This is a genomic window from Paenibacillus sp. FSL H8-0175 (genome assembly GCF_045040615.1).
Taxonomy (GTDB): domain Bacteria; phylum Bacillota; class Bacilli; order Paenibacillales; family Paenibacillaceae; genus Paenibacillus_AQ; species Paenibacillus_AQ odorifer.
Map to the genome: position 1 here is coordinate 1,225,491 of NZ_CP150299.1, position 20,483 is coordinate 1,245,973.

The 20,483-nt window shown below is 43.8% G+C and carries 20 protein-coding genes; 12 read left to right on the plus strand and 8 right to left on the minus strand.

Annotated elements, in window-relative coordinates:
* Positions 1-56: 56 nt before the first annotated feature.
* From MHH46_RS05255 to MHH46_RS05265, 3 genes are all read left to right on the plus strand, one after another.
* Entirely contained in the window at positions 57-1,265 is a 1,209-nt protein-coding gene (locus tag MHH46_RS05255; protein WP_036676501.1) for an MFS transporter, read from the plus strand.
* Positions 1,266-1,563: 298 nt separating this feature from the next.
* Positions 1,564-2,541 (plus strand): ring-cleaving dioxygenase, encoded by a 978-nt coding sequence (locus tag MHH46_RS05260; protein ID WP_076130617.1) that lies wholly within the window; start codon positions 1,564-1,566, stop codon positions 2,539-2,541.
* Positions 2,542-2,558: 17 nt separating this feature from the next.
* On the plus strand, positions 2,559-3,164 hold the full coding sequence (locus MHH46_RS05265; protein WP_038568951.1) for a flavin reductase family protein: 606 nt from the start codon (positions 2,559-2,561) through the stop codon (positions 3,162-3,164).
* Positions 3,165-3,231: 67 nt separating this feature from the next.
* Here MHH46_RS05265 and MHH46_RS05270 read toward each other — a convergent pair whose 3' ends face one another.
* Entirely contained in the window at positions 3,232-4,140 is a 909-nt protein-coding gene (locus MHH46_RS05270) for an EamA family transporter (protein ID WP_076130618.1), read from the minus strand.
* A gap of 186 nt (positions 4,141-4,326) precedes the next feature.
* Positions 4,327-4,866, minus strand: coding sequence for an NADPH-dependent FMN reductase (locus tag MHH46_RS05275; RefSeq protein ID WP_036676495.1), 540 nt, complete (start codon positions 4,864-4,866; stop codon positions 4,327-4,329).
* Between the two features lie 281 nt (positions 4,867-5,147).
* Here MHH46_RS05275 and MHH46_RS05280 point away from each other — a divergent pair, with 281 nt between their 5' ends.
* The 3 genes from MHH46_RS05280 (at position 5,148) to MHH46_RS05290 (ending at position 8,817) form a co-directional block, all read left to right on the plus strand.
* Positions 5,148-5,600 (plus strand): MarR family winged helix-turn-helix transcriptional regulator, encoded by a 453-nt coding sequence (locus tag MHH46_RS05280; RefSeq protein ID WP_036676493.1) that lies wholly within the window; start codon positions 5,148-5,150, stop codon positions 5,598-5,600.
* 11 nt (positions 5,601-5,611) lie between these two features.
* On the plus strand, positions 5,612-6,823 hold the full coding sequence (locus MHH46_RS05285; RefSeq protein ID WP_076130619.1) for an MFS transporter: 1,212 nt from the start codon (positions 5,612-5,614) through the stop codon (positions 6,821-6,823).
* Positions 6,824-7,047: 224 nt separating this feature from the next.
* Positions 7,048-8,817 carry a M3 family oligoendopeptidase gene (locus tag MHH46_RS05290; RefSeq protein ID WP_076130620.1) on the plus strand — a complete coding sequence of 590 codons (1,770 nt, stop codon included), beginning with the start codon at positions 7,048-7,050 and terminating at the stop codon, positions 8,815-8,817.
* Here MHH46_RS05290 and MHH46_RS05295 read toward each other — a convergent pair.
* Positions 8,814-10,391 (minus strand): bifunctional UDP-sugar hydrolase/5'-nucleotidase, encoded by a 1,578-nt coding sequence (locus MHH46_RS05295; RefSeq protein ID WP_076130621.1) that lies wholly within the window; start codon positions 10,389-10,391, stop codon positions 8,814-8,816. The genes MHH46_RS05290 and MHH46_RS05295 overlap by 4 nt on opposite strands.
* Before the next feature lie 177 nt (positions 10,392-10,568).
* Here MHH46_RS05295 and MHH46_RS05300 point away from each other — a divergent pair, with 177 nt between their 5' ends.
* The 5 genes from MHH46_RS05300 to MHH46_RS05320 all read left to right on the plus strand — a co-directional run bounded on the left by MHH46_RS05300 (position 10,569) and on the right by MHH46_RS05320 (position 14,964).
* The gene (locus MHH46_RS05300) at positions 10,569-11,546 is read left to right on the plus strand and encodes a phosphate/phosphite/phosphonate ABC transporter substrate-binding protein (RefSeq protein WP_038568963.1); all 978 of its coding nucleotides are present in this window, start codon (positions 10,569-10,571) and stop codon (positions 11,544-11,546) included.
* Positions 11,547-11,675: 129 nt separating this feature from the next.
* Positions 11,676-12,458 carry a phosphonate ABC transporter ATP-binding protein gene (gene phnC, locus MHH46_RS05305; protein WP_076130622.1) on the plus strand — a complete coding sequence of 261 codons (783 nt, stop codon included), beginning with the start codon at positions 11,676-11,678 and terminating at the stop codon, positions 12,456-12,458.
* Position 12,459: 1 nt separating this feature from the next.
* Positions 12,460-13,251, plus strand: a complete 792-nt coding sequence (gene phnE, locus MHH46_RS05310; RefSeq protein ID WP_036676482.1) for a phosphonate ABC transporter, permease protein PhnE — start codon at positions 12,460-12,462, stop codon at positions 13,249-13,251.
* On the plus strand, positions 13,248-14,051 hold the full coding sequence (gene phnE, locus MHH46_RS05315) for a phosphonate ABC transporter, permease protein PhnE (RefSeq protein ID WP_036676480.1): 804 nt from the start codon (positions 13,248-13,250) through the stop codon (positions 14,049-14,051). The genes phnE (MHH46_RS05310) and phnE (MHH46_RS05315) overlap by 4 nt, the downstream gene beginning before the upstream one ends.
* A 181-nt stretch (positions 14,052-14,232) precedes the next feature.
* Positions 14,233-14,964 (plus strand): ZIP family metal transporter, encoded by a 732-nt coding sequence (locus MHH46_RS05320; protein WP_036676473.1) that lies wholly within the window; start codon positions 14,233-14,235, stop codon positions 14,962-14,964.
* Positions 14,965-15,060: 96 nt separating this feature from the next.
* On the opposite strand, the gene MHH46_RS05325 is transcribed toward MHH46_RS05320, so the two are convergent.
* Both MHH46_RS05325 and MHH46_RS05330 read right to left on the minus strand, forming a co-directional pair.
* Complete coding sequence (locus MHH46_RS05325; RefSeq protein ID WP_370511274.1) at positions 15,061-16,050, minus strand: aldo/keto reductase; 990 nt, start codon at positions 16,048-16,050, stop codon at positions 15,061-15,063.
* Between the two features lie 94 nt (positions 16,051-16,144).
* The gene (locus tag MHH46_RS05330; RefSeq protein ID WP_076130624.1) at positions 16,145-16,993 is read right to left on the minus strand and encodes an AraC family transcriptional regulator; all 849 of its coding nucleotides are present in this window, start codon (positions 16,991-16,993) and stop codon (positions 16,145-16,147) included.
* Positions 16,994-17,193: 200 nt separating this feature from the next.
* Between MHH46_RS05330 and MHH46_RS05335 the strand changes: the two genes are divergently transcribed.
* The gene (locus MHH46_RS05335; protein WP_038568969.1) at positions 17,194-17,745 is read left to right on the plus strand and encodes a general stress protein; all 552 of its coding nucleotides are present in this window, start codon (positions 17,194-17,196) and stop codon (positions 17,743-17,745) included.
* A gap of 89 nt (positions 17,746-17,834) precedes the next feature.
* On the opposite strand, the gene glpX is transcribed toward MHH46_RS05335, so the two are convergent.
* Genes glpX through MHH46_RS05350 form a run of 3 tightly spaced genes read right to left on the minus strand, consistent with a single transcriptional unit; the run spans position 17,835 to position 20,368 of the window.
* Positions 17,835-18,830, minus strand: a complete 996-nt coding sequence (gene glpX / locus MHH46_RS05340) for a class II fructose-bisphosphatase (RefSeq protein ID WP_076130625.1) — start codon at positions 18,828-18,830, stop codon at positions 17,835-17,837.
* Between the two features lie 44 nt (positions 18,831-18,874).
* Entirely contained in the window at positions 18,875-19,681 is an 807-nt protein-coding gene (locus tag MHH46_RS05345; protein WP_076130626.1) for a pyruvate, water dikinase regulatory protein, read from the minus strand.
* 12 nt (positions 19,682-19,693) lie between these two features.
* Positions 19,694-20,368 (minus strand): helix-turn-helix transcriptional regulator, encoded by a 675-nt coding sequence (locus MHH46_RS05350; RefSeq protein WP_051490920.1) that lies wholly within the window; start codon positions 20,366-20,368, stop codon positions 19,694-19,696.
* Between the last annotated feature and the right edge of the window lie 115 nt (positions 20,369-20,483).

Sequence of the window (20,483 nt, forward strand, 5' to 3'; positions counted from 1 at the left end):
TATTATGAGTAAGGTATGTTCATATAAAAATAGAGATAAACAGGATGGAGAGCACCATGAAAACAACACGTCAGAACGCATTGATTTTCTCGTTTACTTTTATGGCTTTTATTCTGGGTACGACAGAGTATATTATTGTTGGTTTACTCTCTGAAATATCCTCAAGCCTCGGAGTTACGCTTGCGACAGCCGGGGGATTGGTATCTGGCTTCGCGATTTCTTATGCCATTGGCACACCAATTATGATGTCCTTGTGCAGCCGTGTTCCGAAACGGATTACGATTCTTGTATCACTTGTATTGATTTTACTGCTAAATTTGTGGAGTGCTGTAACTGGAACTTACAGTATGCTGCTGGTGACTAGAATAGTTACTGCCATACTATGTGGCTTTGTTCTTTCTGTAGCCATTACGGTAGCGAATGAAGCGGTTGATCAGGAGAAGAGAGGCAAAGCGATTGCTACAATTTTGAGTGGTTTTGCTATTGCGAATGTTTTTGGTGTGCCGATCGGTACTTTCGTCGGGCAGTTTTTTAATTGGCCAGCAGCGTTTGTTCTGAATGGGATATTAGCTGGAGTTGCCATAGTCCTAAATTATATCTATATTCCACGCCAATTACCGAAACCTGTGCCTAGCTCACTCAAGGATCAGATCGGACTGCTCACAAACGGCCGCATTATTCTTGCATTTCTCATTCCGGTTACGGCAGTGGGAGCCGTATTTGTGATGTACACTTACATTACGCCTATTCTGGAGCAAGTCATGAACGTTCCTAAAAGCTCGGTTAGCGGTGTGCTGTTTGTATACGGAATTGCCACGATTGTCAGCAACTGGATTGGTGGCAAGGTTGCGACCGGGAATGCGGTTAGTAAGCTGAGATTCGTGTTCCTTATCCAAGCTGTGGTCTATGTTATCTTTAGTATGACCGCATCTGTTTCCATTCTAGGAATGATTGTGCTAATGGCTCTAGCCATGATGTCGAGTATTGTGAGCGCCCCTGCGCAGCTCTATTTGATTGACTTAGCTAAGCAGTTCTCACCAAAAACGAAGGATCTTGCTGCCTCATTGAATCCAGTAGCCTCAAACCTGGGAATTGCAGGCGGGTCCGCGATCGGTGGAGTGGTTGCCGGGCATGGAGGATTAATCTCTCTTCCTGTAGCTGCTGCCATCCTGGCGATATTGGCCTGTGTGATTACGTTGATATGTTATAAGATGGATCATCAAAGCCAAGCAGCGGTCATCACTCAGCATCATAACTTAACCTAATGAGATGATATAAAATATCCCGGCTTCATACGAGTTCATTGAACTTGTGTGGAGCCTTTTTTATATGGAAAGCTTCAAAGCGTTGACTTCCTACAGATTCAGTGCTAAACTTATCTTAAGTTAAAGATATTTAAAGTGAAGATAAAAAACTCGATGCTATCCACCAAAGAGCTTGTACAGTAGAAAAAGATCTTTTTTTTAAGTGATATCTTAACATTAAGATAATTAAACTAAACCTTTTTGTTCTTGGGAATTATATTAGGAGTCAAAATCAACTAAACATTAGGAGTGTATAACAATGAGAAACTTAAAAGGGATTCACCACGTTACAGCCATCACAAGCAGCGCAGAGAAAAATTACGAGTTTTTTACTTACGTGTTAGGTATGCGTCTAGTGAAGAAAACAGTTAATCAAGATGATATTCAGACGTATCATTTGTTTTTTGCAGATGATAAGGGCAGCGCCGGAACAGATATGACCTTCTTTGATTTTCCTAACATCCCTAAAGGGGTTCATGGAACTAACGAGATTGCGAAAACATCCTTCCGGGTACCAACAGATGCTTCATTAGACTACTGGGTTAAGCGTTTTGATCGGCTTGCAGTGAAGCATACCGGCATTAAAGAGCAATTCGGCAAAAAGACATTATCCTTCGTAGATTTCGATGATCAACAGTATCAACTTATTTCAGATGAATTGAATAAAGGTGTCGTATCAGGTACACCGTGGCAAAAAGGACCTATCCCTTTGGAGTATGCAATAACTGGCTTGGGACCGATCTTTGTACGAATTGCTGATTTCAACTACTTCAAAGAAGTATTGGAGAAAGTGATGTTGTTTAAAGAAATTGCTCAGGAAGAGACGTATCATTTATTTGAAGTTGGCGAAGGCGGAAACGGTGCACAAATTATTGTAGAGCATAATGAGTTCTTACCGAATTCACGCCAAGGTTTAGGGACTGTTCACCATGCTGCTTTCCGTGTAGAGGATCGTGCGATGCTGGACGAGTGGACAGAGCGTTTTGAAGGCTTTGGATTCCAAACTTCAGGATATGTAGATCGTCACTTCTTCGAGTCGTTGTATACACGTGTTGCACCACAAATATTGTTTGAGCTTGCCACTGACGGGCCAGGATTTATGGGAGATGAGGAATATGAGACCGTTGGCGAGAAGCTTTCTTTGCCACCTTTCTTGGAACCTAAACGTGAGCAAATTGAGAAGTTAGTCCGTCCTATTGATACCGTTAGAAGTACGATCGACTTTGTGAAAGAGTGAAGAAGGGGCTGAGGAAATTGATTTCAATTGATCCAAAGCACAACAGTGAACGGGAAAATTACAAATTATTAATTGGCACTATTATTCCTAGGCCAATAGCCTTTGTCACAACACAATCAGAAGAGGGTCTCTTAAATGGTGCACCTTTTAGCTATTTTAATATCGTTTCGTCCAATCCTCCAATGGTTTCATTGGCTATTCAAAGACCGGCAGGTCGTTTAAAAGATACAGCCCGTAATATTTACGATAATCAACAGTTTGTTGTGCATATTGTAGATGAGGAGAATGTTGCGAAGATCAATCAGACTGCAGCCACATTACCTGCTTCTGAAAGTGAAATTGAATTGGCGAATCTTACACCGATTCAAAGTACAAGTGTAGCTGTGCCTGGCGTTTTGGAAGCGAAGGTGCGGATGGAGTGCAAGCTTGTTCAAGCAATTCCTCTAGGGGGCGAAGAACCTGGGAGTGACTTGTTTATTGGCGAAATTGTTCAATTCCATATCGATGAATCGATCTATCAGGAAGGGCATATTGACCCGAGAGTTCTAAACGCTGTGAGCCGTTTGGCGGGAAATAATTACGCAACCCTTGGAGAGATTTTTACAATAGATAGGCCGGAATAAGCAACTATAGAATAGACCTGCTAGTAAGCAATGAAGCCTACTTAGCAGGTCTTTTTGTGTACCGAAGCTACAGCTCGTCCGCAACCCCCAACAAAGCAATCCCTAGAATCACAACGATAATAACGGCATATTGTGCCTTGCTTAGTTTTTCTTTGAGGAAGATTCGCGATAATATTACGGAAAAAATGCTGTATGAAGCAATAAGTGGTGCCGCGATAATCGCGTTGCTGGACATAGCAAATACGTAGAAGAATTGTCCGGTCGTTTCCAGAATGGCTGCGAAGCCCTTATCCCGTTCTTTAAATAGGTTGAACTTTACCTTTTTTAAAAATTTCAGGTATGTAAAAGACAAGATGGCACATATAAAGAAGGTGTATTCATACGCGAGCAGAGCTGCTTTTTCACTAATCAGACTAAGTTCATCCAAATAAATAGCATCGGCAAAGGTGCCAAGTCCATCGATTAGGCAGTATAGGATTGGAAAAATGATGGCGATCACGCCAATCTGATATTTTTTATCAATCTGTGTGGCGCTCTTTTGAAGCGCTTGGTGTTCTGCTTTCTTTTCCAAGATGGCGATCCCGATAATGCCCAAGGTGATAACGGCAACACCAACGATTTCAAGCGCCCCTAGCTCATGGGTGAAAAAGATAAATAATAATATCGTCGTTACAGCGCCAGATGAATTTTGTACGGGGGAGGCAATGGATAACTCAATATATCTGAGTCCAATATAACCAACTGCCATCGACAGGATATAGAGTGCAGACACAGGGAAATATCGGATTAAGTCCATAGGATCAAAGGTTAATCCTTGAATGAGCATATAAGCTGTTGCGTGAATACCCATGACTATCCCCACGATAATGACAATCTTAATATGGCTATACCGATCCTGACTATCGGTCCCCTTTTTATAAAATAAGTCAGCCCCTCCCCAAGCGAAGGCTGTTAATAATGCAAACATAAACCACATAATCATTGCTCCTTGCTGTAGATTAAAATCCCCGCCGATTATACCAGATTAGATTCTACACAGGGTGCTCATTTCGTCACACATAAAAAATACACCCTCTAGAATCGACCGGACAAACCAAAGGTTTATCAAATGTCTATTCTAAAGGGTGTACTTCATAACATAACAGAGGGGTAAGGCGTTATCTTAACGTAGAGTTTTCAATGCGCCACTCCAAGCCAAGACTTGATCCAGCATCCCATTAAGATTGGTAAGATGCAGATCCGCTGGTTTAAACACAGTTCCGTTCTCGAAATCAGTGAACAGTGACAATGCAGGGTGTACACGAACGTCTGCTACAGATAGTTCTCCCAAGATTCCGCGTAGATGTTCAGCTGCACGAGCGCCCCCTACGGAACCATAACTTACGATACCTGCTGCTTTATTATTCCAAGCTTCACGGGCATAATCGAGCGCATTTTTCAGTGATGCAGAAATACTGTGGTTATATTCTTGTACGATAAATACGAAACCGTCTAGTGTAGCGAGTTTAGTGTTCCATGCTGTTGCTTGTTCAGTTGCATCAGCCTCACCCAATAGTGGAAGCTTGAAATCTGCAATATCTATGATCTCATAATTAGCATCCCCGCGTGCATCCGCAATCTTTTTAACCCATTCTCCTACTTGCGGGCTTAAACGACCTTGACGAGTACTTCCGAGAATAATACCGATGTTTAATTTTGACATTGTTTGTTCCTCCTCAATTTTTGTTCTACCAAATAGTTTGTCTAGAAATCCCATGAAGTACACAACCTTTAAAAATTATTTATCTCAAGAGTAGTAAACTCTGGTTGTCTTTAAGTTAAGTATCTTTAAGATGAGATAATAATACCGCACATAGTGTGCTTTGTCAAGCAACTTTATAATAGTTAGTTTATAGCTTTGCTTCACCTTTACAAAATTAGTTGTTAGGAATATAATTGTTTAAGCAACTATTAAAACAGTGTTAATTGAGAAGGGATACGATCATGACAACAAAGCATAACCAATCCGAGCTTACGTTAGGATTTATGATGGGCACGACTTATCGTAAATTAAGCATGTTATTTCAAAGTGGGCTGAAAGAACATGATATAACACCGGAGCAATGGTCAGTCCTTTTTCATATTGACAGAACGGAAGGTTTGATTCAGAAGGACATTGCTAAGCGCTCTGGTAAGGATAAGCCAACTACAACGCGAATTCTGGATCATTTGGAAGGAAAGGGACTGATCTATAAAAGAACCGGTGAGAACGATCGGCGTTCTTTTAAAGTCTATATTACAGAAAAAGGAAGGTCTCTGGTGAAGGAAACCGTTCCTATTGAAGATAAGGTGACAGAAGAGATTATGAACTGTATTTCTAGTAAGGAATATGAGTTGCTCATGGAATTGCTGCTAAGAATAAACAATCATGTAGATCAAATAACAGATGGAGAGTAGGAAGGCAAGTTATGTTAGAACAACAAGAACTACGTACGAAATTATGGACCAAATCTTTTATTGCTTTAACGATTAGTGCTTTATTTTTATTTATGAATTTACAGATGTTGTTATCTTCATTTCCGTCTTACGTAAAAAGCGAATTTCAGGCCGGAGATATCATGGTCAGCCTCGTTACCAGCGTCTTTGCATTAACTGCGATCGCCTCACGTTTTATGACCGCTTTTCTGATGCGGAAGGTTAGCCGCAATGTATTATTATATATTGGCTTAGCAATTGCCGCCGCTATTACCGGCCTTTATGTTGTAGCAGATTCTATCGGATCACTGCTGCTGATGCGTGTGGGCTATGGGATTGGATTCGGGATTGCCAGCACGATTATCCCAACGATTGTTTCACAGATTATTCCAAGCAAAAGAATGGGTGAAGGGATAGGTTATTTCGGTTTATCCACCAGCCTGGCGATGTCGATCGGTCCAATGATTGGCTTGAATGTGATGAAACAATCAGGTTTTGGAACACTGGCTATGATCGGTATGGTAACTTTACTTCTTGCTTTTCCAGTACTTTTATTTTCTCGTTCACTTCCAGCGCAACCGAAAAAAAAGCCTACCCCAACTCAAAGCGAATCCACCAAACCTCTCAAGGTTCCGTTTAATACAAAGTTAGTATTGCCTGCCATTCTAAATGTCATGTTGGCAATTACCTACGGGGGATTGCTAAGCTTTATCGCTTTATTCGGCGAATCAGTTCATCTGGAGCAAGTGGGTTTGTTCTTTTTATTTAATGCGGTTACGATCATCATTATAAGACCTATCTCCGGCAGATTATTTGATAAAAGAGGACCAGCTTCTGTCCTAATCCCGGCGGCGGTTTGCGTCGTTGCAAGCTTAACTGTGCTTTCTTATACTACCTCTATGCCAATGCTCATCGTTTCTGCACTGCTATATGGACTTGGCTTCGGCGCTATTCAGCCAACGATCCAGGCTTGGATGCTTCGCACCTCAACTCCAGCACAATATGGTATGGCCAACAGTATGTTCTATAACTCAACGGATTTGGGTGTAGCCAGTGGAGCCATTATTCTGGGGGCAATCTCGGCAGCAACTGATTATGGGATAATGTATCGTTATTCGGCTGGGTTTATGGTGTTGTTCCTTATCGTGTATGTGGGAATTCAGATTAACAAGGCTAGAGTGAATCCATCAACCTTAAGTCAATAGGGTTCGGAGATTAAGCCAATCTTTATCTGCTATTCATATTATTTTAAGCTAAGAGGGTTATAGTAATCACATAACACCCTTATAATATAGACTTTGACCCTGCCGGACGTTGGCAGGGTCCTTTTTTTGTGTATGAAGAGAAGAAGTACATTATGTCGATGCACTTTTCTGGCAGGATGGATTATGCTTAGAAGAATAGGAATCGAAGGGGGAGAGATTTGCGGATGAATATGACATGGAACTTAGATAGTTTATATCCTTCCTTTGAATCGGAGCAGTTAAAAAGGGATCGGAAGCTACTGAGCCAGCATATACAAGATTTAAAGCGGTGGGCTGAGCACCATTTGAAAGTAAAAGACGTTACAACCATGCCTGTGGAGGGCTTTTTAAGAATTTATAATGATTATAAAAGCATATATGTATGCTTGTTAGCTTATGCAGAGTTAACACTCAGCGCAGATCGTGGCTCCGAGGAAGCCATGAATCTTGCTGATGATATTGAGGAGGCCAATTCAGAAATCATCGGGGTAGTTGTGGCTTTTAAGCGCTGGTTTAGCACTTGTGATCATATGGATGAGCTTATCGTTAGCTCACCTTATCTAATGGAGCATCAATTTTATTTGCGAGAACTCCTGTTACAATCCCGCTATGAGTTAAGCGAAGAACTTGAAATGGCCATAGCCAAAATGCAGAGTACAGGATCCAAAGCATGGAGCAGACTGTATATGGAGAGGACTTCAAGTGCACTTGCAGATTTAGTGGTAGATGGGGAAACTAGACAAGTGACACTTGCGGAGCTAAGAAGTATGGCTTATGAGAATAATGCCAGCTTAAGAAAAGCTGCTTATGAAGCGGAGGCAGAAGCCTGTAGTCGTATTGCTGAGGTCTGCGCAGCCAGCTTAAATGGCATTAGTGGTGAGGCGCTGACGATTTATGGCATGCGGGGTTATCAATCTTCTCTGGAAAAAGTGTTAATCGCTTCGAGAATGGACAGTGAGACTTTAGCCGCTATGCTCACTGCTCTTCGGGAGAGCCTGCCAGCCTTTCATACCTATTATCAAAAGAAAGCCGAGCTGCTGGGACATCCGGCAAAGCTGCCTTTTTACGATATTTTTGCACCAGTCGGTGTAGAAAACGGGAAAATTACATACGCTAACGCCAAAGATACAATCTTCTCGAGCTTCGCAACCTTTAGTGAGGAACTGTCTTGTTTTGCTCAGAAGGCTTTTGATCAGCAATGGATTGATGCAGAACCTAGATCAGGCAAAGGGGGGTATGGACTTTGCATTGATATTTTCCCGATTGGCGAGAGCAGAATTATGACCCAGTTCACCGGAAATGCCATAGATATTAGTATCCTTGCCCATGAGCTCGGCCATGCCTATCATAGCTCCTGTCTGGCTAATGAAACGATGCTGAATACGGATTACCCGATTCCGATTGCCGAAACGGCTTCGATTTTTTGTGAGACGATAGTGAACCATGCCATAATTACAAATTCAACGGAGAAGGAAGCTCTGCTTATTCTGGAGAGAAGTATTTCTGATGCCGGTTATTATCTTGTAGACTTTTATGCCCGTTATTTATTTGAGATCAAATTATATGAGAGAAGAGCATTAGGCCCGCTGTCTGTTCAAGAGCTAAATGAATTGATGATTGCCTGTATGGTGGAAGCCTATGGTGAGGGCATTGACCCGGGTACAATCCATCCGTACATGTGGATGAACAAAGCTGGATATTTTATGGCTAGTAATGAATTTTTGAATTTCCCGTATTCCTTTGGTTTGTTATTCTCTAAAGGACTGTACGCGGAATATTTAAAGAGGGGCGAAGAGTTCGCCCCTAAGTATCGCCAGTTCCTTAGGGATACCAGCAAACATAATATTGTTGATGTAGCAAAAACAATGGATCTAGATGTTCACTCCATCGACTTCTGGAGAAGTGCATTGAAGCTAATAGAGAGCGACATTGGGGTGTTCATCGCTAAAGCCTAAACAACTCTCCAATTATGGTCACAGGTAGCTTCAATTTGGCCATGCTTTTCAATGTAGTCCGTGACAATTTCAGATATGTCGATCATAATTTCTTGAACAATCGGTTTACCCTTATACATCTCATAATCTCCGCCACCGCTGGCTCTATAATTGTTCATAACAACCTCATATTCTTTAGAGTCCTCTATAGGCTGTCCTTGGTACAGCAGATGGAGGACTCTTTCGCCTGCAGGTCTAGCGGTATCAAGCTCGTATTGTATTCCTTCCCACATATCATAATTGTAATGCTGCGGTTTAGGCTCGATGTAGGCGGGGTTAACGATTATTATTCCGTTCTCGTCTTGTTGGAAATAGTTAGCGGTTTGTTCTAAGGCCTCTCTAATATCTTGTCCTGTCAGTCTTAGGACGGTTAAGGTGTTGGGATAAATGAAGTTCGATAAAATGTCTCTGCGTGTGATGGTTTCGCTGAAACCCTTGCAATCGTTACTGAGTAAGGCTGCTGTAGAAATATCTACGCCAGTAGCCTCCATTTGTACCTTATTCATAAATTCTATAAAAGGGTGGTCAGCTAAGCGGCATTCATCAGCACTGGAAATAGACAGGTCCCCGATAACCGTTCCTATTCTCTCATCCAGCCAAGTTTGTGTTTCTGATTCAAGAGTACTGCTCAGCTCTAGGATTATTTCATCTGCAGCTGTTGTCTCATTAGCGTTAAGGAGCTCGGCATGTTTACGCTGAATCTTCCAGTGTGTATTTTCTTTTTGGAAAATAACCGAAATTTTACCGAGGGAAAGTCCATTACAACCAGGTTGTATGATTGTAACACCGTTCAACTCCCCAGCTATGGAGCGGTGCTGATGTCCGGTAATTAGCACATCTATGCCCTCTACCTCTGTACACATGGCGTAGGCTTGATTCTCCCCCGTTAGTCTTTCTACAGGTTCTCCACTGCTTAGATCGCGTTCGAATCCGCCGTGGTAAGCTACAACGAGCAGATCAGGCTGCTCTTCTGCCCGTATAATGGCACACCAATGTTTTACAGTCTCTAGCGAATCCTCAAATTGAAGCCCTTCAATATGGCTAGGGTTCTCCCAGTGGGGGATGTAATGCGTCGTAACCCCTAGAACGGCTACTTTGATTTTATCTACCCATTTGATGATATAGGGTTTACCAAAGGCGGGTTGATTTGTCGTGTTATCTATAATTCCAGCTGATAACCAAGGAAAGCAGGAATCCTGAACGGCTTTATTCAGCAGAGTTTTGCCAAAATTGAATTCATGGTTGCCAATAATTGCAGCGTCATATTTCAATTCATTTAGTGCAGCTATGCCCGGATTCAGCTCATTACTATAATGTGTAGCTGCATAATAAGTTAACGGTGTGCCTTGAATAAGATCACCGTTATCTATAAGGATCAGCTCAGGAATATGGGATCTTTCTTGTTTAATGAGGGTAGCAATTGTTGCTAAGCCTGCTGGTCGTTTCTCCCCCGTGCGGTAATCGACGGGCCCAAAATGTCCATGTAGATCACTTGTTACGAGGATTTCACAGGTTATTGAATTCTCTTTATTCATAGGTAGCCCCTCCTGATAATAAGTTCAGACCTCATTCTAGCAGATAATTTGGTAACTTTAAGAGATTGGAATAAATTTTACATATATTTGATGCTTGGTTGCTATTGATTTAATAAAACACATCTATAGTTTAGAAGTACTCAAAAATAAAAATAGAAAACAGTGGAGGTCTTTCGTTTGAGAAAAATCAGTAAATTCGTATTGCCGCTAATGATGTCTATTACATTGCTTAGTGGTTGTGGCGCTAACAACACTACAAATAATGCAAACCAAGGATCGACGGATGGAGCAAATGCACCGAAGGAAACGGCAGCTCCTGTAGCAGAGGGTTATGTTCCAGAGAAGCTTACTGTACAATTTGTTCCTTCTCAAAATGCAGATACGCTCGAAGCTAAAGCGAAACCTCTTGAAAAATTACTGGGTGACAAGCTCGGTATTCCTGTAGAAGTAAGTGTCTCTACTGATTACAACACCGTTATCGAAGCTATGGCCTCTAAAAAAGTGGATGTAGGTTTCCTTCCTCCAACTGCTTACGTGTTAGCTAAAGAAAAAGGAGCAGCTGAGGTTATTCTTCAGGCTCAACGTTTTGGTGTAAATGATGAAACCGGTGGTCCAACAGATGAATTAGCGGATTTCTATAAATCTATGATTATCGTCAAGAAGGATTCTGCGATCAAATCGGTTGCCGATTTGAAAGGTAAAAAAATTGCCTATCAAAACGTTACATCCTCAGCAGGTTTTGTATGGCCGGCTGCAACACTAATGGATGCAGGACTTGATCCGTTGAAGGATGTACAAGCCATTACGGTTAAAGGTCATGATCAAGGCGTGCTTGCTGTGCTGAATGGTGACGTAGATGCAGCAGCTATTTTCCAAGATGCCCGGAACACGGTCGTTAAGGATTATCCAAAAGTATTTGAAGATACTCAAGTTCTCGCCTTTACTGATAAAATTCCTAACGATACGATTTCGGTCCGTTCAGATATGAATAAAGAATGGATAGAAAAAATCCAGCAGGCATTCATTGATATCGCAGCTGACACAGAAGGCCATGAGATTATCAAAGACATTTACTCTCATGAAGGTTATGTGAAATCACAAGACAGCAACTTTGACATTGTTCGCGAATACAACAGTAAAGTAAAAACAGAGTAGAACAGGCCGTTCAAGGATACAACGATGTTGGTGTATAACAGGCATTAAGGATAGCCAGCTCCGGATTCCCCCCCGGATCTGGCTATCTCTTTTATACGAATATACGAAAACACATAAAGGGATGATTTCATGATAGAGCTTCGTAATGTATCCAAAACGTATCTAAACGGAACCAAAGGATTAAACAACATTAACCTGACCATTCCAGCCGGAGAATTTGTAGCTATTGTTGGTCTTTCGGGAGCAGGGAAGTCGACCTTGCTGCGTTCCATTAACCGGCTTCATGATATTTCCGAAGGTAATATTCTTATTAACGGGCAGTCCATCACGAATGCAAAAGGAAGCCGGCTACGAATGATCCGTAGGAATATCGGAATGATCTTTCAAAGCTTCAACTTAGTGAAACGTACGACGGTGCTTCGTAATGTTTTGGCAGGACGGGTGGGCTATCATTCCACACTGCGGACGATACTTGGCAGATTCCCACAAAAGGATATCGATTTAGCCTTCGAATCCCTTGATCGGGTAAATATCGCCGAGAAGGCCTATACACGTGCAGATCAGCTATCTGGAGGTCAGCAGCAACGTGTTGCTATTGCCCGTGTTCTTGCGCAGGAGGCACAGATTATCCTCGCAGATGAACCTGTAGCTTCACTAGATCCGCTCACAACCAAGCAGGTTATGGATGATCTAAAGAAGATTAATATGGAACTCGGGATTACGACCATTGTGAATTTGCATTTTATTGATCTGGCTAGAGAATACGCTACCCGGATTATCGGGCTCCGGGCAGGAGAGGTTGTCTTCGATGGTCCTGTATCAGAGGCAACTGATGAGAGGTTTGCTGAGATTTACGGCAGAGCGATTCATCAGGATGAGTTGTTGGGTGAGCCTGTAGTCGGAGGCGTGTGAGATGAGTGTAAATGCAGAGAAGCTACATCCCAAACCGCCAAGAAAGATAAAACATTATTTCACAGCCATTATATTAGTAGTATTACTGTGGAGAAGTGCTGTCTTAACCGATTCATCCTTCGGGGAGCTGATCTCCGGTCTGCCGAATATGCTTGATTTGCTTAAGGAAATGTTTCCCCCGAACTGGGGGTATTTTGACAACATTATAGATGCGATGCTGGAGACGATCCGGATGGCGCTGGTTGGCACAACGTTTGGTGCCATTCTTGCGGTTCCGGTTGCGCTGTTGTGTGCAAGCAATATTACGCAAAGCCGTTGGCTTCATTATCCGGTTCGTATGCTGCTGAACCTGATCCGTACGATTCCCGATCTGCTGTTGGCTTCTATCTTTGTGGCTATTTTCGGCCTCGGTGCGCTTCCTGGGATATTTGCATTGACGATATTTTCGTTGGGGCTGATCGCTAAGCTTACCTATGAAACGATGGAGACGATTGATCAAGGACCTTTGGAAGCAATGACTTCAGTGGGGGCTAATAAGATTCAACGCATTATGTTCGGAGTCATTCCACAGGTACAGGCTCATTTTATGTCTTATGTCCTATATGCCTTCGAGATTAATGTTCGTGCTGCGGCGGTTTTAGGTCTGGTAGGAGCGGGTGGGATCGGCCACTATTATGAAGTCACCCTAGGCTTTTTGGAATACGATAAGACTTGCACCATCATCTTGTTCACATTAGCAGTAGTACTGATTATTGATTATGTAAGCACTAAGCTGCGGGAGAAATTAATATGAGTAAATCATGGAATACCCTTGTCCCTAAACCCCGTAAAAATCGTTTTCGTTGGCTGATTTATGTAGCCCTAGCCGCGTTATATATTTGGGCTTTTTCGGGAGTGCCGTTTAATGGATTCAAAGAAACCGCCGGGATCATTACTAAAGCAATTTTTGCCGGGATATTCTCACCTGACTGGGCCTTCGTTTATTTACCAGATGGGGAGGATCTCCTGCGGGGATTGCTCGAGACGTTAGCTATTTCAATCCTAGGCACTTTTATCTCGACCTTTTTATGTATTCCTTTTGCATTTTGGGCTGCAGTTAACATGAGCAAGGGAAAGGTAATTTCAGGTTCCGGCAAGCTGATGTTGAGCTTTATACGAACCTTCCCTGAGATTATTATGGCTTTGTTATTTATCAAAGCTGTTGGACCGGGTTCTTTTGCAGGTGTGCTGGCTCTGGGACTACATTCGGTGGGCATGCTCGGCAAATTGTTCGCGGATGAGATTGAGAATATCGACAACGGTCCACTCGAAGCTTTAATTTCTTCTGGTGCCAGCCGCATGCAGGTATTGTGGTTTGCGGTGTTGCCGCAGGTGCTGCCGGGATTCTTATCCTATACCTTATATAGATTCGAAATTAACGTTCGTTCGGCTACGATTCTAGGTGTGATTGGAGCAGGGGGGATCGGCACACCGTTAATCTTCGCGCTCAGTTCACGGAATTGGGACCGCGTGGGGATTATACTGCTAGGTATCATTGCGATGATCACAATTATTGATTTGATTTCCGGCAAGATCCGGAAGAAGCTGGTGTAACCGAGTTGCATAATGATATGTGAGACAAAGACCTCCTTAGGGTATGAACCGAACCTAGGGGAGGTCTTTTATGATATGATCCATACTATATTGGACCATTCGAAAATGTATGAAAAAGTAATAATTATTTTTTCTGAAACATATGTTGGTCTATCCGACTTGTACCAAAGGAGTTGAAGGTTTGGAATCTGCGCTTATTGGCAGCTTTGTATCGGCAATGGCTACCGTTCTTGGAGCATTTCCGATCCTGTTCGTGAAGAGGTTATCCGAGAAGTGGAAAGATATCCTCGTAGCCTTCACTGCGGGGATTATGGTGTCCGCCTCCACGTTTGGACTCATGCCGCAATCGATCAAAGAATCGGGGATCATCGCTTTAACCTTGGGCTTGATTACCGGAGTGCTGCTGCTTGATTTAATTGAAAATAACATCCCGCATATCGATGTGGAGAATAAGCCCGGTTATACCAATATGGATTCAAAAGCGCTGCTTGTTATGATTGCGCTGTTCATCCACAACATACCAGAAGGCCTCAGTACAGGTTTCAGTTATGCCAGCGAACAGGCCAGTTTAGGTCCTACCGTGGCGATTGCCATTGGCGCACAGAATATGCCGGAAGGTTTGATTCTTGCGGTCTTTCTGATGAATTCGCGAACTAGCAAGCTAAAAGCCTTAGGAATCGTTACGCTTACCGGCTTAATGGAGATGGTATCTGCGGTGATCGGGTATTTTACTGCCAGTTACCTGCATAATGTTGTGGGTTATGGTCTCGCTTTTGCAGCCGGAGCTATGCTCTTTATCGTCTACAAGGAGCTGATTCCGGAGAGTCATGGCCATGGTTATGAGCGGCCTTCGACGTATTCTTTTATTTTTGGATTATTGATCATGGTGTACATCACGCAGATATTTGGGTGAGCAATTAACTCTAATCTATAAAAAAGAAGACCAATGAAATGCCAGAGCAGCTTTAAGCTGCCTGACCTCATTGGTCTTTGCTGTTATAACTAAGCTTTATCCCCGCAGAATTGCCTCAATTTGCTCTAGCTCCTCAGCGCTAAGCTCTGGGGCATTTAAGGAAGCGACGGCGTCTTCAATCTGGCTTACCTTACTTGCGCCGATCAATGCAGAAGTTACTTTGCCTCCACGGAGTACCCAAGATAACGCTAGCTGAGACATTTTTTGTCCACGTGCAGCAGCAACCTCGTTCAGTTTGCGAACCTTGCCGATCGCCTCTTCGGTAATGGCATTCTCAGACAGGAATACACTTGGGCCAGCGGCACGGGAATCAGGAGCGATTCCGTTTAGATAGCGATCGGTTAGTATGCCACCTTGTAGCGGGGAGAACACAATGGAGCCGATGCCTTCTTCAGACAATACATCCTGCAAGCCATCTTCAATCCAGCGGGACATCATGGAATAGTTTGGCTGATGAATCAGGCATGGCGTGCCAAGTCGACGCAGAATTTGTGCCGCTTCGCGTGTTTGTTCAGGTCCGTAATTCGAAATCCCGACATACAACGCTTTACCTTGGCGTACCACGAGGTCCAGCGCAGCCATTGTTTCTTCCAGTGGTGTATTTGGATCTGGGCGGTGGTGATAAAAAATATCAACATAATCCAGTCCCATACGTTTTAAGCTTTGATCTAGGCTGGAGACGAGATATTTTTTGGAGCCCCATTCACCATAAGGACCAGCCCACATATAATAACCAGCTTTAGTAGAGATAACCATCTCATCACGATAAGGGGTCAGATCCTTTTTAAGAATTTGGCCAAAACTTTCTTCGGCGGAGCCTGCGGGTGGACCGTAATTATTGGCAAGGTCAAAATGAGTGATTCCAAGATCAAAAGCTCTTCTTACCATGGCGCGGCCATTCTCAAATAAGTCGTTGCCGCCAAAGTTATGCCATAGACCAAGCGAGATCGCTGGCAGGAGTAGACCGCTCTTTCCGGTGCGATTATATTTCATATTGTCATATCTGGTAGCGCTTGCGTTATACATGATTTATTCCTCCTATAAACACTTATTACTTAGTACGTTACGTCCTTATTGTAGCGAAAGATCGCGGACAAACGTATGTCAGCAAGGAAGAAGTTTATAGTACAATGTCATTTTCGAGATGACGGCTACGGTATTCTTTTGGCGAACAACCTTTCACCTTCTTGAACATCCGCGAAAAGAGTAAGGGGTCCTGATAGCCCACAGAACGTGAGATTTCACCAATCGTGCATAGGGTCTCTGTCAGCAGCTCGCACGCCTTAGCGATGCGGAAATTTAATAAATACTGCTGGGGTGGCATACCTATTGTCCGTTTGAACAAGGAGGATAAATATTTGCGATCCAGCTTGAGCGAAGAGGACATCATCTCAACCGAAATATTTTCACAATAATGTGTATGCAAAAAGTGCAGGCATTGCTCGACGTAAATACTCTTTTGACGTGGTAAAGGAAGTACATCTGGAACTGCTGGCACCGCTCGAAGTAACAGAGAAAAGAACTCATACATAATTGCTTTTAGAGGTAGATCCAGACTGTCCGAAGCTTCAGCTGCTTGTGTCAGGAGCTCGTATAAATTCGGCATAAGCTGTTCATCCATTGGAAAGATCGGGTGCTCAGGTGACAAGGCGGTTTTGGCCAAAATATAATCAACCTGCTCCCCGGTAAAAGCTACCCAAGAATAGGCCCATGGATTTGCTATGTCTGCTGTGTAGGCAGTTACGATATGCGGATAGGTGAGAAAAGCTTGTCCTGGCTTAAGATAATGGGTCTGTTCACCCACAGTAACTTCACCTGTTCCTGCATGGATAAAATGTATTTTATATACGTCACGGACCCCAGGTCCAAAAAAATGTCCGGGAAGACACTGCTCCCGCCCCCAGTAATGGAGATGCAGGTCGGGATTGCCTCGGAAGGGACGCTCAGAATTATAGTTAAATATCGCCATGGATGATTCCTTCTCTTTCTTCTATAGAGTTAATCAAGGTAGTTGTACCCGCTTACTTTTATTATACAGCATATTTTAGAAGGAATATTAACTCGGAATTGCAGACAATTCAAAGATCGTAGTTTATCCCTGTCCAGTTTGGTTAAGTAAGCTATGAAGCTGAACGTATGAGCTAACTACATCAATAGGAGGTAATGGAGATGAATAAGAGAATAGTGGGTGTCTTTGCTGCCGAATACGAAGCTTCGCGAGCTATTGAGGAGTTGAAGCGTCAGGGCTGTAGGACAGAGGATATTTCGATTATCGCGAGAAATAAAGCGGACGAGGAAACTCTTAGAGACGAGTCAGGAACCGTGGCCCCGGAGGGTATGGCTACAGGTGCAGCTACTGGTGGTCTGCTGGGTGGAGTAACGGGGCTGCTGATGGGAATTGGCGCTTTGGCTATTCCTGGTATTGGACCTATTATTGCAGCCGGACCTCTTGCGGCAACACTAGCCGGAGCGGCGATAGGCGCAGGCAGTGGCGGGTTAGTCGGCGGACTTATTGGCCTTGGCATCCCTGAAGAGGAAGCAGAGAGCTACGATAATTACGTGGATGAAGGTCATATTCTAGTAATGGTGGATGTGGAAGGCGAGCAGAAGGAGCAAGAAGTGAAACAAATCTTCGCAAAGTATAACAGCCTGAACGCAGAACGCTTTGAGAAAGTTGCTAATATAGATCCATTAGCGAGTGAACGTATTGGAAATAAATAAGAAGCAATTAGCATTCAGTGTAAAAAAACAAAACAGGCTATCTCACTAGCAAAGGATACTGCTAGTGAGATAGCCTGTTTTTTGCGGTTTTATAGAGAGACAGCATTTTGTCTAACAGTCTGCGCAGCCGGTATTTCTTTTCCTGGCAGGAAATGAATGCTGCGAATATAGCGGATTGTCCGGCTCTGTGCCCGCATGATTACCGAATGTGTCTCCGCGCGTTCTTTGCCGATAAAACGGACACCGTTCAGGAATTCACCTGACGTTACACCCGTGGCGGCAAAGAGGACGTCGCCCGTGCCAACCATGTCTTCCATGTATAGCACTCGCGTTGGATTGGCAATTCCCATGCGTACACAGCGCTGTAGCTCTACTGGTCCATCCGGGAGCAATCTGCCCTGCATTTCACCACCAAGGCATTTCAGTGCAGCGGCAGCAAGAACACCTTCGGGTGCTCCGCCGGAACCCATATATAAATCGACATCGCTGTCTGGCAGTGCAGCCGCAATAGCGCCAGCGACATCTCCGTGACCAAGCAGCTTAATTCGTACCCCGGCTTCACGCAGGCTATTAATCAGCTGCTCATGCCGTTTGCGATCCAGCACCATTACGGTTAACTCGGAGAGGGATTTGCCAGTGTAATGGCAGGCTTTTTGCAGAGTGATCTCTACAGGGTCCTCGAGTCTAAGCTTACCGGCAAGCTCGGGCCCGCAGGCTAACTTCTCCATATAAATGTCCGGGGCATGCAGCAGGCTGCCTTTATCTGCTATAGCAATAACAGATTGCGCATTATGCAGGCCGCAGGCAACAACCTCAGTTCCTTCGAGAGGATCGACGGCTACATCGACAGCGGGACCTTTTTGGTTCCCGACTTTCTCACCAATATAGAGCATTGGAGCATCATCCATCTCTCCTTCACCTATCACAACAGTTCCGTCGATGGACACAGAATCGAACATGGAACGGATCGCAGTCGTGGCTGCATCATCTGCCGCATTTTTATCGCCCCGCCCAATCCAACGAGCCGAGGATAAAGCACCTAGTTCAGTTACCCGTACAATCTCAAGGGCCAGTTCGCGCTCCATTCTAATTCCCTCCAGTGCATTCTATATATTTTGTAAACTGAAATTTAGATATAACCCATAATAATACCAGCGGTTTCTTCTATAGCCTTGTCAGTAATATCAATTACAGGACAGCCCAGCTTGTTGAACAATGAAGCGGCGTATTCCATCTCTTCGGTGATCCGCGCCAGACTTGCATATTGGGAACCTGTCGGTAATCCGAGAACCTTAAGCCGCTCAGAGCGGACCTTCAGCATGTACTCGGGTTTCATGGTTAATCCGATAAGCCGGTTCGGCGGCAAGCTTAATAGTTCTTGCGGAGGACCAATCTCCGGGATAATCGGATAGTTAACGACTTTTTTTCCTCTATGGGCCAAAAAGATGCTAAGCGGTGTTTTTGAAGTACGGGACATGCCCAGCAGAACGATATCGGCTTTGAGCATGGCGCCCAGATCACGGCCGTCATCACAGGCGACGGTGAATTCTATAGCTTCTATGCGGCGGAAATAATTCTCGTCGAGCTGGTGTAGAAGACCTGGCCGCTGCTGAGGAGCATCGTCGAAGGTATCAATGAAGGCCTGCATCATAGGGCCCATGATATCAACGATCCGTAAATCAAGACGTACCGCTTCCTCGCGGATCATTTCTCTTAATTCTGGCTGCACTAATGTATAGGCGACAAAACCTTTATGCTGAGCTGCTTCTTCCATAAGCTTGCGTAGCTCGTCTTCATGCCTAATATTGCCGTATCTTTTAATGGTGACCTGCTGATTCTGAAATTGGTGAATAACGGCCTGCACGACAGCCTCTGCCGTATCTCCTATAGAATCCGAGCATATCGTTATTAAGTTGGAAGATTGCTCGATGCTCATGGGTTCCTCCTGTTATCCTTTGGCTTCAAGTTCGAGGAGAAGTTTGATGATGGAGGTTTTTGTTAAACGTCCTACCACATCCAGTTTTGTACCGCCGTCTTCAGCAGCGCTGGGAACAACCACCGGCAAACTGTCTACCTCGTGAAAAATCATCTTATGTGCAGCTTCAAGCACCGGCTCATCCGGTGAAGTTGTGACCACTTTGGGCTGGCGCGTCATAACCATGCTTACGGGCATGGAGACTGCACCGGGGTTACCCAAGGTTACCTTTAAGAAATCCTTACGTGAAGCAACGCCCGTGAGTTTACCCTCTTCGTCACAGATAATAAGAGTGCCTACATCCTGTAGAAAAAGCGTAACTACGGCATCTTGAATAGTTGTGGTCTCACGGATAACTATAGGTACACTTTGAATTTCTTTGACCATCGTTTCCTGCAGCAGATAACCGCTTCCCTGACGACTGGATGATTTCAATCCTGGGAAGTACCCGACCTTCGGCTTGGCGTCGATATATTTGAGCATAACCAAAACAGACAGATCCGAGCGAATTGTTGGCCGGGTAAGATTCAAACTTTCGGCAATCTGTTCGCCGGTAATCGGAGCTCTTTTGTTAACGATATCGATAATCTCTATTTGACGTGATGTCAGTTCGATCACAATTCCCTCCACTTCCGATAAAAAAGGCATTCCTCTTTAGAAAAGAAGCGCCGTTAAGCGAATCCTCCTTTCATATATGAGTCATATTTAGCTGTGTTTAATTTAACTTGTTTATATAATACGCAATAGTGGTCATAAATGCAAT